This is a genomic window from Streptomyces sp. NPDC020845 (genome assembly GCF_044334165.1).
Lineage (GTDB): Bacteria > Actinomycetota > Actinomycetes > Streptomycetales > Streptomycetaceae > Streptomyces.
Genome location: NZ_JBIRSJ010000017.1, coordinates 247,032 through 261,279 on the forward strand (window position 1 = coordinate 247,032; position 14,248 = coordinate 261,279).

Sequence of the window (14,248 nt, forward strand, 5' to 3'; positions counted from 1 at the left end):
CCCAGCCAGATACCTCAGGTGCCCCTCACCCAGTCCGACATCGACGGCGAACTGGCCGCGCTCCACGAGGAGTACGGCAAGGCCCGCGCCGACGGGGCGCCCGCCGCCCACCACCCGCCGCGCGACTTCCCGCCGTACCGCAGCAGCCTGCTGCGCCACCCCAGGCAGCCGCTCGTCACCGTCGAGGGCGACCCTGAGACCGTCGAGCTGCACACGCCCGTCTTCGGCCACACCGACATCACCGCGACCGACAACGACCTCACCGTCCAGCACCAGGGCGAACCCCTCGGCGAGCGCATCACCGTCTCCGGGCGGCTCCTCGACAGCCGGGGCCGCCCGGTGCGCGGACAGCTCATCGAGCTGTGGCAGGCCAACGCGTCCGGCCGCTACGCCCATCTGCGCGACCAGCACCCCGCCCCGCTCGACCCCAACTTCACCGGCGTCGGCCGCACCCTCACCGGCGACGACGGGAGCTACACCTTCACCACCATCAAGCCGGGCGCGTATCCGTGGCGCAACCACGTCAACGCCTGGCGCCCCGCGCACCTCCACTTCTCCCTCTTCGGGACGGCGTTCACCCAGCGCCTGGTCACCCAGATGTACTTCCCCGGCGATCCGCTCTTCGCCTACGACCCGATCCTCCAGTCGGTCGCCGACGAGCGGGCGCGGCAGCGGCTGGTCGCGACGTACGACCACACGCTGTCCCAGCCCGAATGGTCGCTCGGCTACCGCTGGGACATCGTCCTGGACGGGCCGTCCGCCACCTGGATCGAGGAAGGCCGCTGATGCCCACGCAGCCCGCCCGACAACTCCCCTTGTCCCCCACCCCCTCGCACACCGTCGGCCCCTTCTACGGCTACGCACTGCCCTTCACCGGCGGCGGAGACATGGCCCCGGCGGGGCGCGCGGACGCGATCACCCTGCACGGATACGTCTACGACGGCGTGGGCGCCCCCGTCCCCGACGCCCTGGTCGAACTCTGGCAGGCGGGCCCCGACGGCTCCCTGTCCGGCGCCCCCGGCTCGATCCGCCGCGACCCGGTGACCGGCGGCTACGCCGGACGCAACGGAGTGGACTTCACCGGCTTCGGCCGGATCCCCACGGACGCCGACGGCCACTGGACCGCCCGCACCCTTCCCCCGGGCGCCCCCTCCCCTGCCCCCTACATCAGCGTCTGCGTCCACGCCCGCGGCCTGCTGCACCACCTCTTCACCCGCGTCTACCTCCCCGAAAACGCCACCGCCAACGCCGCCGACCCCCTCCTCGCCTCGCTCCCCCCGGCCCGCCGCGAGACCCTGGTGGCCACGGCCGGCCCGCAGCCCGGGACGTACCGCTTCGACATCCGCCTCCAGGGCGAGGGGGAGACGGTCTTCCTTGAGTTCCGCTAGCTCCCACGCGGCTGCTTCCGCCGACGACAGCGGACTGCTGTCGCCGGTCCGGGTCGGGTCGGCCGTCGAGGAGGCCACCGGGGACCTGGCGTTTGTGCAGGCCATGCTGGACGCGGAGGCCGCGCTCACCCGGGCGCAGGCCGCGCTCGGGCAGGCGCCCGGCGCGGCGGCGGTGGCAGTGGCGGACGTGGCGCGGGCCGAGCTGTACGACGTGCGGGACCTCGCCGTACGGGCCCGCGCCGGGGGCAACCCGGTCATCCCGCTGGTCGCCGACTTGACGGCGGCGGTGGCCCGTACGGACCGGGAGGCGGCCGCGTACGTCCATCGCGGCGCGACCAGCCAGGACATCCTGGACACCGCCACCATGCTGGTCGCCGCCCGCACCCTGCCGCTGATCCTGGCCGACCTGGCCCACACGGCCACGGCCCTCGGCCACCTGGCGACCACCCACCGCACCACCCCCATGCCCGCCCGCACCCTGACCCAACACGCCGTACCCACCACCTTCGGCCTGAAGGCAGCGGGCTGGCGCGCCCTGACCCTGGACGCCCAGGACCGCCTCACCGCGCTGCGCCCGCCCGCCCAATTGGGGGGCGCGGCCGGTACGTTGGCGGCGTTCGCGGCCTTCGCGGCGTTGGCGGAGGGCGCCGGTGTGACTGGCGCGGCGGGCGATGACCTCGGCGTTCAGCTCGTGGCGCGGTTTGCCGACGAGTTGGGGCTCGCCGAGCCCGGGTTGCCGTGGCACACGCTGCGTACCCCCGTGGCCGACCTCGGGACCGCGCTCGCCTTCACTGTCGGTGCCCTGGGCAAGGTCGCGGCGGATGTCCTGGTGCTGTCCCGGACGGAGATCGGGGAGGTCGCCGAGGGCAGCGGGGGCGGATCGTCCGCGATGCCGCACAAGAGCAACCCCGTCCGCGCCACGCTGATCGCCGCCGCCGCGCGGCAGGCCCCCGGGCTCGCCGCCACGCTCCTCGGCTCGCTCGCCGCCGAGGACGAGCGGCCCGCCGGGGCATGGCACGCCGAGTGGCAGCCGCTGCGCGAGCTGCTGCGGCTGGCGGGCGGGGCCGCGCGGGAGGCCGCCGAGCTGGCGGAGGGCCTGCGGGTGTTCCCGCACCGGATGGGCGAACACCTCGCGCTCACCGACGGCCTCATCGTCAGCGAGCGGATCGCCGCCGCGCTCACGCCCCTCGTCGGCCGCTCGCGCGCGAAGGAGCTGCTGACGTCGGCGTCCCGACGGGCCGGGGAGGAGTGCGTCGGGCTGGCGGCGGCGCTGGCCGGAACCCTGGCGGAGGTGCCGGGGCTCGCGGACGTGCTCTCGGAGGCGCGGCTGCGGGAGCTGACGGATCCGGCCCGCTACACCGGCGCCGCCGCCGCGCTCGTCGACCGGGCACTCCGCCGCCCGGACCCGGACGGCGGCCCCGGCTCGCCGCAGCCCGGCGACGCGTAACCGTTCCTGTGGACTGAGCAGGAGTGAGTCCGCTCAGCCGCACGCCCCGAACGGTCTTGGTACGGCCAGAGGCGACGGGGAGGCCCCGAACCATCACTCCGGTGGAGCAGGGGCCCCGCACGCTGACGCCGTACCCGGCGTCCCAGATCGCAGGACCAACGTAGCCCGAACAGCCCACAACGCCGCGAGCCCGGAAGCCGACCATCACACGATCGAGTTGCACCACCCTCGTGCACGCTCACCAGCGAGCAGTTGACAACCCTCACCCCTCCCCCCTCAACCCCCGCCCGGAGCGCCTCCCATGACTGTCCTCCCCCACCACCTCCTCGACGGCCCCGCCACCGCCCCGCCCCTCATCCTCGGCCCGTCCATCGGCACCTCCCTCGCCGTCTGGGAGCCCCAACTGCCCGCCCTCGCCCGTACGCACCGCGTGCTGCGCTGGGATCTGCCCGGGCACGGCCGCTCCCCCGCCGGGCTGCTGCCCTCCGACGGCAGCGCCACCATCGGCGGCCTCGCGGCCCTCGTGCTGCGGCTCGCCGACGCGCAGGGGTGGGAGCGGTTCGCGTACGCGGGGATCTCGATCGGCGGGGCGGTCGGGCTGTATCTGGCCACGCACCACCCGGAGCGGGTCGAATCGCTTGCCGTGATCTGCTCCTCGGCCCGCTTCGGCGAGCCCGCGGCCTGGCGCGAGCGGGCCGCGCTCGTACGGGCCGAGGGTACGGAGGCGATGGTCGCGAGCCGGCCGGGCACCTGGTTCTCGCACCGCTTCGCCGCCTCGCCCCGCGCCGTCGCACTGCTGGCGGACCTGCGGGCCTGCGACCGCGCGGGGTACGCGGCCTGCTGCGACGCCCTCGCCTCGTACGATCTGCGCTCCGCGCTGCCGTCCATCACGGGCGTGCCCACGCTGGTCGTCGCGGGCCGCGACGACCCCGCCACCCCGCCCGCGCACGCCCGCGAGATCGCGGACGCGGTGCCGGGGGCGAGTCTGCTGGAGGTGGCGGGGGCGGCGCATCTGGCCGGGGTGGAGCGGCCGGAGCCGGTTACGGCCGCGCTGCTCGCGCACTTTGCCGCAGGGGCAGCCACGGACGCGGACACCGACACCGACACCGACACCGACACCGACACGAACGCGAACACTGACACGGACGCAGAAGTCAACGTCAGCGCCAGCAACGACGCCTCCCACCGCGCCGCCGGATTCGCCGTCCGCCGCGCCGTCCTCGGCGACGCCCACGTCGACCGCGCGATCGCCCGTACGACCCCCTTCACCGCCCGCTTCCAGGACTTCATCACCCGCTACGCCTGGGGCGAGATCTGGACCGGCGACGCCCTGGACCGCCGCATCCGCAGCTGTATCACCCTCACCGCGCTCATCGCCCACGGCCACGACGCGGAGCTGGCCATGCACATCCGGGCCGCCCTCACCAATGGCCTCACCCGTGAGGAGATCGGCGAGGTGCTGCTGCAGAGCGCGGTCTACTGCGGCGTTCCGGCGGCGAACTCCGCGTTCACCACCGCCCAGCGGGTCTTCGACGAGATGGACGGCTACGCCGCCGACGGACCGTCAAACTCTGGCCAGAGCAGCTGACATACCGCCGCAACACCCCTGTCGTAATACACCCCCATGGTTGATCATCGGGTCGGTACGGTGGTTGTTTGCACGATCCGGCCACAGGCAGCGATGGCACAAGGGGGCACAGCATGTCCGTCAACCGAAACTCCATCAGCCGCAGACGACTGCTCGGCACCGGCGGGAGCCTGGCTCTGACGGGGGTTCTGGCCGCCGCGTGCGGCTCCAACACCGGGCGGGAGTCGGATGATTCGGGCGGCAAGCCGGTCATCGAGCAGTGGTACCACCAGTACGGCGAGGACGGCACCGAGCGGGCGGTGAAGCGGTACGCCGCCGCGTACGGCAAGACCGGCAAGGCCAAGGTCGAGGTGCAGTGGCGGCCGGGGAACTACGACCAGCAGACGGCCGCCGCGCTGCTCACCGCGTCCGGCCCGGACGTCTTCGAGGCCAATGGCCCGACGCTGGATCAGATCCAGGGCGGCCAGGTGGTGGATCTGACCGACCTCCTCGACGGCGTCAAGGACGACTTCAACCAGGCGGTCCTGGCCCCCAAGACGTACGAGGGCAAGATCTGGGGCGTTCCGCAGGTCGTCGACATGCAGCTGCTCTACTACCGCAAGAGCCTGCTGAAGGACGCCGGCGTGGAGCCGCCGCAGACGCTCGACGCGCTGGTCGACGCGGCGAAGGAGCTCACGGACAAGAAGACCAAGGGGCTGTTCCTGGGCAATGACGGGGGCGCCGGAGTGCTCGGCGGCACCCCGCTGCAGGCCGCGGGGCTGCAGTTGGTCACCGACGACGGCAAGGTCGGCTTCGACGACCCGGCCGCCGCCCGCGCGCTGGAGAAGATCCACCGGCTGTACGCGGACAAGTCGCTGCTGCTCGGCGCGCCCTCGGACTGGTCGGATCCTTCGGCGTTCATCCAGGGGCTCACGGCCATGCAGTGGTCGGGCCTGTGGGCGTTGCCGGCGGTCAAGAAGGAGCTGGGCGATGACTTCGGGGTGCTGCCGTTCCCGAAGGACGGGTCGGCGGGGAAGCCGTCGGTGCCGGTCGGGGCGTATGGCGCGGCGGTCAGCGCGAAGGCGAAGCACAAGGAGGAGGCGAAGGCCTTCGTGAAGTGGCTGTGGGTGGACAAGACGGAGTACCAGGAGGACTTCGCGCTGTCGTACGGCTTCCACATCCCGGCCCGGATCTCGCTCGCCAAGAAGGCCGACAAGCTGCGCGGCGGCGCGGCCGGGGACGCGGTGCGCTACGCCACCGACCACGGCTTCGCCGAGCCGTTGCTGTGGACCCCGGCGAGCCGGACCGCGTACCAGGACGCGCTCAGCCGGATCATCAAGGACGGCGCGAGCGCGGATCAGGAGCTGCGGGACGTGGTGCGCAAGGTGGGCGCGGAGCTGCGGCGCGTGCAGAAGAAGAGCTGACGCCCGCGATGGCGCAGGACGCGCAGCAGAACACTCAGACCACACCGGCCACGCTTTCGCACACGCTTCAGGACAGGCAGCCCGCCCCCGGTACGTCGCGCACCCTGCGGCACAGGCTGCTGGGCAAGCAGAACCGCACGCTGTGGTTCTGGGTCTTCGTCGGCCCGTTCGCGATCGGGCTCAGCCTGTTCACCTACGTACCACTGGCATGGAGCGTCTACCTCAGCTTCTTCGACGCGCACAACACGGTCTCGCCGACCGACTTCGTCGGCCTGGACAACTACACGGCGATGCTGCGGGACGACGCCTTCACCGACAGCCTCGTCACCTTCCTGGTCTTCACGGCCTTCATCGTCCCGGCCACCTACCTCCTCTCGCTCTCCCTCGCGCTGATGGTCAACCGGCTGCGCTGGGCGCAGGCGTTCTTCCGGTCGGTGTTCTTCCTCCCCGTGGCGTGCTCGTATGTCGTGGCGGCGCTGATCTGGAAGATGTCGATCTTCAACGGGGTGCGGTTCGGGCTGGCCAACACCGTGCTGGGCTGGTTCGGCGCGGATCAGATCGCCTGGCTGTCGACGACCGACCCGCCCTGGTACTGGCTGGTCATCGTGACCGTACGGCTATGGCTTCAGGCGGGCTTCTACATGGTGCTGTTCCTGGCCGGGCTGCAGCGCATCCCGCGCGGCCTGTACGAGGCGGCGGCGGTGGACGGGGCGCGGCCGGGGTGGCAGGTCTTCCGGTACATCACCTTTCCGCAGCTGCGGGCGACGTCGATCGCGGTGACGCTGCTGCTGGTCATCAACGCGTTCCAGGCATTCGACGAGTTCTACAACCTGCTCTCGGACTCGCGCGGCTATCCGCCGTATGCCCGTCCGCCGCTGGTGTACCTGTACTACACGGCGCTGGGGCAGGGGCAGAACCTGGGGATGGGCAGCGCGGGTGCGGTGATCCTGGCGCTGATCATCGCGGTGGTGACGGTGGCTCAGGCCCGCTGGTTCAGGCTCGGCCGGAAGGAGGACTGACCGGAATGAGAGAACCCCTCGTACGCGTCGGCCGCGCGCTGCGGCTCGTCCTGCTGATCGCGCTGGCGCTGCTCTTTCTGATCCCCTTCTATCTGCTGGTGCGCAACGGGCTGTCGCGCGAGGAGGACATCACCTCCGCCGAGTGGACGTTCTTCCCGAGCGAGCTGCGCTGGTCCAACATCGGCGAGCTGTTCGACGACCCGAATGTGCCGATGGCGCACGCGCTGCTCAATTCCTCGCTGATCGCGGTGGCGACGACGCTGGGCACGCTGCTGCTGGCCTCCCTCGCGGGGTACGGGCTGGCCCGGATCCCGTACCGCTACGCGAACGTGGTCTTCTACTGGATCCTGGGCACGCTCATGGTCCCGGCGGCCGTCACCTTTGTGCCGACCTTCGTCCTGGTGTCCTCGCTCGGCTGGGTGTCCACGCTGCGCGGGCTGGTGGTGCCGACGCTGTTCAGCGCGTTCGCGGCGTTCATCTTCCGCCAGTACTTCCTGGGGTTTCCCCGGGAGTTGGAGGACGCGGCGCGGGTGGACGGGCTCGGCTACTGGCGTACGTACTGGCGGGTCGTGGTGCCCAACTCACGACCGGTGTTCGCGGCCGTCGGCACGATCGTCTTCATCGGCGCCTGGAATGCGTTCCTGTGGCCTCTGGTCATCGGCCAGGACCGGGACACGTGGACCGTGCAGGTCGCCCTGTCGACGTTCACCACCGCCCAGACGGTCAACATCCACGAGCTGTTCGTCGCGGCTGCCGTCTCGATTCTGCCGCTGCTGGTGGTCTTCCTCTTCCTGCAGCGCTACATCGTCGCGGGCGTGGAGCGCTCGGGCATCGACGACTGAGCGGGGGACCGAGCAGGGGACTGAGCGGGGGCGCCGCCGCGCAGCAGGGCGGCGCCCAGCGGGGTCAGGGTGTGCAGTACGGCGCTGCCCCGGCGGAGAGTGAGCACCAGGCCGGCGTCGCGCAGCACGGTGGCGTGCTGGCTGGCGGAGGCGATCGACACGCCCACGCGGCGGGCGAGTTCGCTGGTGGTGCAGCCGCCGCCGACGCCCTGGAGCACGGCGGAGCGGGTCTGTCCGACGAGCTTGCTCAGCGACTGGGCAGCCCCGGCGCCAGGACCCGGGACGGCGGCAGGGGCGGGGCGGGGTGTGGCGACGGGCCGGGCGCGGGGGGCCGTGGCGGGGCGGGCCGGGGGGTGCGGCGGTGCGGGGCGCGGGGCGTGTTCGACCGGGTAGACCAGCACCGGTCTCAGGTCGGGGTCGAAGAGGGTGACCGGGGTTCTTCGGCAGAAGAACGACGGCTGGAGCAGCAGCCCGCGCCCGCCGAGCTCCAGGTCACGGTCGACCGGGTAGTCGACCTCCAGGACCGGCGGCCGCCAGCGCATCGTGGGCGGCAGGGACGCCAGCAGCCCGTCGGCTCCCCCGTCCAGCAGGGCGCGGCCCCGTACGGCGCGGTCGGCCTCGATACGGGCCTGCAGGCGCGGCCAGTACGGGGCGATGGCGGCGTGGTGGTAGGAGGTCAGCGTGGCGGTCAGACGGTCCAGCGAGCGCCGCTCGCCCTGGCCGAGGTCGCGTATCCAGCCGGGGAGGCGGGCCGCGGCCGGGAGGCGGGAAATCTCGGTGTGCAGCCGCGTCTGTGAGGTGGCGCGCAGCGCTTCCATGCCGCTGTCGCAGCCTATTCCGCCCTCGGCCGGGGTGAGGAAGTCGGGGAAATAGCCGCGTGAGGGAATGAGCGGCGCGAGCAGCCGCGCTTCGCCGTTAAGCCTATTTCGCGCCAGTGAACGCCATTCTCCGTATACGGTGGCGGCCCGGTGCTCCCGCAGCCGGTGGAAACTCAAAACGGTTTCCCACAGCGCGTCCGGGCGGATCGCCATCCGCAGCCGGGCCAGATCGAGCTCACCGAAATGCACACGCAGCACCGGACCCCCACCAAGTGACACCCGTGATCGCCCCCCGACCACGGAAGAGTATGCACGGTGCCACCGTCAGTGACCACGTCCTTTTGGCCAGAGTTGAAACGGGGCGCGACAAGCCGTGCGGGGCCGGAATGCTGTTCACCGTTGAAAAGCGCGGCCTCCGGGAAAGGCCCCCGGGGGGACGTCCGCAATTCAACAGGCGGTGCTCACGACCGGATTTGCTCGTTCCCGTGGGGGGTGACGAGTGTGTTACGGCCGTCTGGGCACTTCTGTTGCCGCTTGAGCCGATGCGAGCGGCAACGGCTCCCGTGGGGGGAGTGAGAGGGGGCGGCCCCCGGCCAGGTGCCGCCCCCTCGCCCGCGGTGTGGTACGTCCCGCCGTGGTACGCCCCGCCGCGGTCTCCGCCCGGTACCGCCCGGGGCTGGTCCCGAACTCCCGGCTGAAGGCGTGGGAGAGGGCGTACGGGGTGCCGTAGCCGACCCGGCGGGCGATGGTGGCCAGGGGATCCGCTGTGTCGCGGAGCTGGGTGGCGGCGAGGGTCAGGCGCCACCAGGTGAGGTACGCCATCGGAGGGCGGCCGACCAGGGCCGTGAACCGGCGGGCCAGGGTGGGGCGCGAGACGCCCGCCTCGGTGGCCAGGCGGTCGTTGGTCCATGGGGCGGAGGGGTCGGAGTGCAGCGCCCGTAGCGCGGCGGCCGCCACCGGATCGCCCAGAACGCCCGGCCAGACTCCGGACGCGCCCTCGGCCATCCAGGAGCGGAGCACGTAAATGAGGAAGAGGTCGAGCAGGCTGGGGATCGCCATGCAGGAGCCGGGCTGCTGTCCTCCCAGCTCGCGGCCCAACAGGTCGATGATGGACCGGAGTTCGGGGTGGCTGCCGACGCGGTTCGGCAGATGGACGACCTCGGGCAGTTCCGCCATGAGCGGGTGTACGCGACTGCGGTCGAGCCGGTACTTGCCGCACACCATCGCCACCTCGCCCGCCATCTCGCCCGAAACGGCCTCCGGCCGGCGCGGAACCGTCCCGTCCAGCCATCGCTCGAACGGCACCGCCCGCTCCACGGCCACCGCGTCCACGGGAGAGTCGGCGATCACATGCCCCGTGCCGTGTGGCAGCAGCACCGCGTCACCCGTACCGAGCGAGACCGGAGCGCCGCCGTCGGGCAGCAGCCAGCAGCCGCCCTCCAGTACGACATGGAAGCCCGCGCCGTCATACGGGGCGAGCCGTGTGCACCAACTCCCGCTCACCCGCACCCGGCTGGAGGAGGGCCGCCCGAGGCGCACGGTCGAGATCGCGTCGCTCACCACATCCATCGGGCCAGGGTATCGATGGACTCAAGGCTGAGACGGATGCGTATTCGGTTGAGCTCAATGAGCATTGAGAAGATCAACCGCTCTTTCTAGGTTCGAGAACATGAAGAGCGAGAGCGTGCAGAGCATCGTGCTGGGCGATGTCGAGGTCATCCGGGTCACCGAGTGGCAGGGGCCATTCGCCCCCACCCGCGGCCTCGTCCCGGAGGCGGCCGCCGAGGTGTGGAAGGACAACGAGGAATGGCTGGCGCCGGACCACTGGGATCCGGACAGCGACAGGGTGGTGGGTGCCGTGCAGAGCTGGGTGCTGCGCAGCGGCGGGCGGACCGTCCTGATCGACACCGGGGTGGGCAACGGGCGGGAGCGGCCGGATTCGCCGCACTTCCACCACTGGCGCGGTGACTTCCTCGACCGCCTGGCGCGCGCCGGGGTTCGCCCGCAGGACGTCGACGTCGTCGTCAACACCCATGTCCACGGCGATCACGTCGGCTGGAACACCAGGGACGCCGAGGGGGCATGGGTGCCGACCTTTCCCCATGCCCAATACCTCATCCCCGCGGCCGACGACCACCACTTCGGCCCGGAGAACGCGTACGCGAACGGCCTGCGCGAAGACGACCGGCTGATCTACGAGGACAGCGTCGCGCCCATCCACCGCGCCGGTCAGGCCGTCCTGTGGAACGACTCCTACCGCATCGACCAGCACCTCACCCTGGAGTCCGCGCCGGGCCACACGCCCGGCTCATCAGTGCTGCGGCTCGCCTCCGGCAGCGACCGGGCGGTGTTCGTCGGCGATCTGCTGCACAGCCCGGTGCAGATTCTCCACCCCTCCCTCAGCAGCTGCTTCTGCCTCGACCCGGCGCAGGCGGTGAGCAGCCGCCGCCGGATCCTCGAACGGGCCGCCGACGAACGGGAGCTGGTCATCCCCGCGCACTTCGGTGGAGCGGGGGCCGTGGAGGTCCGGCGGGAGGGTGACGGGTTCGCTCTCGATCGGTGGGCGACATCACCGATGGAGCGGTGAGCCCGACGGTGGTCGCGGCCACCGGGCCGCGACCACCGCCATCACCCGGTCACTCCTGCGCGGTCTCGGCCGTCGACTTCCTCCCCGGGCCGAACAAAAAGCAGAACAAGGCGGCGGCCACCAGGACCACGGCGCACGCCACAAACGTGGTGCGCATGGCGCCCACGAAGCCGGTGGCGAAGGTGTCGCTGGTGACGCGTTCGTACAGCCTGGTCGCGGCCGGAGTCAGACCATCCGGCGCCGTGGGCGGACGGAGGTGCTGCCCGGCGGCGGCGCTGTCGTCGATGAACCGCGTACGCAGCTGCTCCGGCAGCCGACCGGCGCGCTTCTCGGCCTCGCTGCGCAACGTCGAGGAGAGGCGGGCCGACAGCAGGGCGCCCAGTACGGCGGTGCCGAGGACACCGCCGATCTGCCGCGTGGTGCTGGAGACGCCGGAGGCCGCCCCGGCCAGCCGTGGGTCGACGCCGTCCATGGTGGCCTGCTGCAGGGGCGCGAACGTGGCGCCGCTGGCGATCCCGATGATGGTCAGACCGGGCAGCAGACTCCACGCACCGCTGGTGGGGCCGACCATCGCCACCAGTACGAGCAGGCCGACGGCCAGCAGCGTCACCCCCGCCATCAGGACGTACTTGCCGCCGAACTTGTCCGACAGCCGTCCGGCGTACGCGGAGCCGACCGCGGTGAGCACGGCGTTCGGCAGCACCACCAACCCGGTCTCCAGCGCCGAGTACCCGCGCGCCATCTGCAGATACAGCACCAGCACGAACATGATGCCGATCATGCCGAGCTGGAAGACGAAGCCGACCCAGTTGCCGACCGCGAAGTTGTGCCCCCGGAACAACGCCAGCGGCATCAAAGGCTCTTCCCGCTGCCGCTGCTGCCAGAGGACGAACACCACCAGCAGCACGACGCCCGCGACGACGACCGAGGTGATGCTGATCGGCCCGGCGATGGTGCCCCAGTCATAGCGCTCCCCCTCGATCAGGCCGAACACGATGCCGCTCAGCCCGGCGGTGACCAGCGCGACGCCGACCAGATCGAGCCGGTGGGTGCGGCCCGAGCGCATGGGCGGCGCGAAGGTCAGCGCCAGCACGGCGGTGGCGATGCCGATCGGGACGTTGATGAAGAAGATCCAGCGCCAGCTGAGATGAGCGAGCAGAAAGCCGCCCACAACCGGGCCGATAACCGGCGCGAAGCCCACGATCGCCCCGAACAGGCCGAACGCGCGGCCGCGCTGCCGTGCCGGGAAGATCGTCAGGATCGACGAAATGACCTGCGGAAACAGCAGCGCCCCGCCCAGCCCCTGCAGCGCCCGCGCCGCCAGCAGCTGGGCCGGCGAATCGGCCAGCCCGCACAGCGCCGAGGCGACGGTGAAGCTGACGATGCCGATCACGTACAGCCGTCGGTAGCCGTAGATGTCCCCCAGCCGCCCGGTGGTGATCAGCAGCACCGAGAAGACGAGCAGATAGCCGTCGATGACCCACAACACCTGGTCGTACGAGGCGTCAAGGCTGTCGATCAGGGTGGGGATGGCGACGTTGACGATGGATCCGTCGAGCAACGACATGAAGAAGCCGATGCACATGATCGCGAGAACCAGCCACGGACGCTGTGTGGTTGGTTGCTCCGCGGATGTGACCGCGGACTTGACTTCCGACACTCCGGAAACCTCCCTGAGGGAAGGGAGAACCGGAAGAGCCGACGGACGCACGTCGCCACCATCACAGAACACCCTTCCCAGGATGTGGTGAGGTGACTTCCACCCTCCCCGTGTCATCCGGACCCGGGGGAAGCTGGTTGGCGAGGCGCGAGGCCCAACGGTGAGAAGCCGACTCGGAGACTAACACGTGGGGCTCGTAGTTCCGGTCAATCACGGCCGGGGGCAGAAGTCCCCGGTCAGCCCGCCGGGTTCATGGTGCGGGTATCCGGAGTCGGCGGCGAGGGGGCGGAGGCCATCAGCAGTGCTGCGAGCGCGATGGGTGCCGCCGTCTGGTATCCGATCCACACCTCGCCCCCGGCACCGCTGCCCCGCCATGCCATCAGCAGGCCGACAAGCGCCGCCAGCACCCAGCCGCTGTCGTAGGCGACCATGAGCCGCGTGTATGTGGACATCGGGCGGCTGCGCACATACCTGATCTCGACCCCGCCGCCGATCAGCAGGGCAACGCCGGAGACGACCATCAGCCAGCCGGACACACCGAGCCAATCGCCGAGCCGCGCAGCGCCGATGATGAAGGCGGCGCCGAGCAACACCTTGACGACACCATCGGCGACGGCCCCCACCAACCGGCGCGTCGCTGACGATGTCGCACCTTGAGCCTGTGTCATGAGCGTTCCTCCCCGACGCCTGTACCCTGCTCCCCAATTTGATAACTTCATTACTAGTGTAATGAGATTATGAGAATGACAAGAGCGGAGACCAAGGAACGCAACCGCCGTGCCCTGCTGGATGCCGCCTTCCAGGTCGTCTCCCGAGACGGGTACCGGGCCAGGCTGGAGGAGATCGCCGAGCGCGCCAACCTGACCACCGGCGCCATCTACTCGCTGTTCGGCAGCAAGAGCGGCCTGGTGGTAGCCCTGGTCACCGACTACCTACGGCCGCACTACGAAGAGGTCGAACAGGCGATTCCCGCCGAAATGGATCTCCTTGAAGCGGTCGACGCCTTTGCCCGGCACTACCGGCGCAGCTGTGACGCTCCCGACGCGCTGTCTGCCCTGTCGCTGCAGATCACCCTGCTGGACATGACCCTGCGCGACCCCGAACTGGGTTCCCGGCTCGCCGCGTCCGTCCGGACACAGGAGAGCCACCTGATCGCGTTGTTCACCGGCAGATCACACAACGGGCGGGTGGTGACGTCGCATCAGGCGCAACGTCTGGTCACCGGGCTCAGGGCACTGTTCGTCGGCCTCACCCAGGGCGTTCTCCTCGGCCTCGCCCCCGGTGCCGACGAGCAGTACTTCGCCGACGCCGCCCGCGCCCTGGCATCTGGCGCGGCCCTCGTCGACCACGATGGGGACGGCTCCTGAGTGGGCGGTTCGTGAGTCTTTGAGTCGATCTGCCGTCGCCTGATGGTGTGGCGGTGGGGCGGAATCTGCCGGTCCGCGGTTGGTGGTCTGGTGATGTGACCGGGTGAGTGAACGCAAGCCGTACCCGAG

Annotated in this window: 13 protein-coding genes; 9 read left to right on the plus strand and 4 right to left on the minus strand. The window is 71.0% G+C overall.

Features of this window, described 5'->3' with window-relative positions:
- The first annotated feature begins 18 nt into the window (after positions 1-18).
- From pcaH to ACH4U7_RS39840, 7 genes are all read left to right on the plus strand, one after another.
- Positions 19-786, plus strand: coding sequence for a protocatechuate 3,4-dioxygenase subunit beta (gene pcaH, locus ACH4U7_RS39810; RefSeq protein WP_398532671.1), 768 nt, complete (start codon positions 19-21; stop codon positions 784-786).
- Positions 786-1,388, plus strand: a complete 603-nt coding sequence (pcaG, locus tag ACH4U7_RS39815; protein WP_398532647.1) for a protocatechuate 3,4-dioxygenase subunit alpha — start codon at positions 786-788, stop codon at positions 1,386-1,388. The genes pcaH and pcaG overlap by 1 nt, the downstream gene beginning before the upstream one ends.
- An 85-nt stretch (positions 1,389-1,473) precedes the next feature.
- On the plus strand, positions 1,474-2,835 hold the full coding sequence (pcaB, locus tag ACH4U7_RS39820) for a 3-carboxy-cis,cis-muconate cycloisomerase (protein ID WP_398532672.1): 1,362 nt from the start codon (positions 1,474-1,476) through the stop codon (positions 2,833-2,835).
- Between the two features lie 301 nt (positions 2,836-3,136).
- Positions 3,137-4,423, plus strand: coding sequence for a 4-carboxymuconolactone decarboxylase (gene pcaC, locus ACH4U7_RS39825; RefSeq protein ID WP_398532648.1), 1,287 nt, complete (start codon positions 3,137-3,139; stop codon positions 4,421-4,423).
- 113 nt (positions 4,424-4,536) lie between these two features.
- Positions 4,537-5,826, plus strand: coding sequence for an ABC transporter substrate-binding protein (locus ACH4U7_RS39830; RefSeq protein WP_398532649.1), 1,290 nt, complete (start codon positions 4,537-4,539; stop codon positions 5,824-5,826).
- A gap of 8 nt (positions 5,827-5,834) precedes the next feature.
- Positions 5,835-6,845, plus strand: coding sequence for a carbohydrate ABC transporter permease (locus ACH4U7_RS39835; protein WP_398532650.1), 1,011 nt, complete (start codon positions 5,835-5,837; stop codon positions 6,843-6,845).
- A 5-nt stretch (positions 6,846-6,850) separates the two neighbouring features.
- Entirely contained in the window at positions 6,851-7,687 is an 837-nt protein-coding gene (locus ACH4U7_RS39840; protein ID WP_398532651.1) for a carbohydrate ABC transporter permease, read from the plus strand.
- Here the strand turns inward: ACH4U7_RS39840 and ACH4U7_RS39845 are convergent.
- Positions 7,645-8,763 carry an ArsR/SmtB family transcription factor gene (locus ACH4U7_RS39845; RefSeq protein WP_398532652.1) on the minus strand — a complete coding sequence of 373 codons (1,119 nt, stop codon included), beginning with the start codon at positions 8,761-8,763 and terminating at the stop codon, positions 7,645-7,647. The genes ACH4U7_RS39840 and ACH4U7_RS39845 overlap by 43 nt on opposite strands.
- Positions 8,764-9,009: 246 nt before the next feature.
- On the minus strand, positions 9,010-10,074 hold the full coding sequence (locus ACH4U7_RS39850) for an AraC family transcriptional regulator (protein ID WP_398532653.1): 1,065 nt from the start codon (positions 10,072-10,074) through the stop codon (positions 9,010-9,012).
- A 100-nt stretch (positions 10,075-10,174) separates the two neighbouring features.
- Between ACH4U7_RS39850 and ACH4U7_RS39855 the strand changes: the two genes are divergently transcribed.
- Positions 10,175-11,092 carry an MBL fold metallo-hydrolase gene (locus tag ACH4U7_RS39855; RefSeq protein ID WP_398532654.1) on the plus strand — a complete coding sequence of 306 codons (918 nt, stop codon included), beginning with the start codon at positions 10,175-10,177 and terminating at the stop codon, positions 11,090-11,092.
- A gap of 49 nt (positions 11,093-11,141) precedes the next feature.
- On the opposite strand, the gene ACH4U7_RS39860 is transcribed toward ACH4U7_RS39855, so the two are convergent.
- Complete coding sequence (locus tag ACH4U7_RS39860) at positions 11,142-12,752, minus strand: MFS transporter (protein ID WP_398532655.1); 1,611 nt, start codon at positions 12,750-12,752, stop codon at positions 11,142-11,144.
- A 236-nt stretch (positions 12,753-12,988) separates the two neighbouring features.
- The gene (locus ACH4U7_RS39865) at positions 12,989-13,420 is read right to left on the minus strand and encodes a hypothetical protein (RefSeq protein WP_398532656.1); all 432 of its coding nucleotides are present in this window, start codon (positions 13,418-13,420) and stop codon (positions 12,989-12,991) included.
- Positions 13,421-13,495: 75 nt separating this feature from the next.
- On the opposite strand from ACH4U7_RS39865, the gene ACH4U7_RS39870 reads away from it, so the two are divergent.
- Positions 13,496-14,119 (plus strand): TetR/AcrR family transcriptional regulator, encoded by a 624-nt coding sequence (locus tag ACH4U7_RS39870; protein WP_398532657.1) that lies wholly within the window; start codon positions 13,496-13,498, stop codon positions 14,117-14,119.
- Positions 14,120-14,248 lie beyond the last annotated feature (129 nt).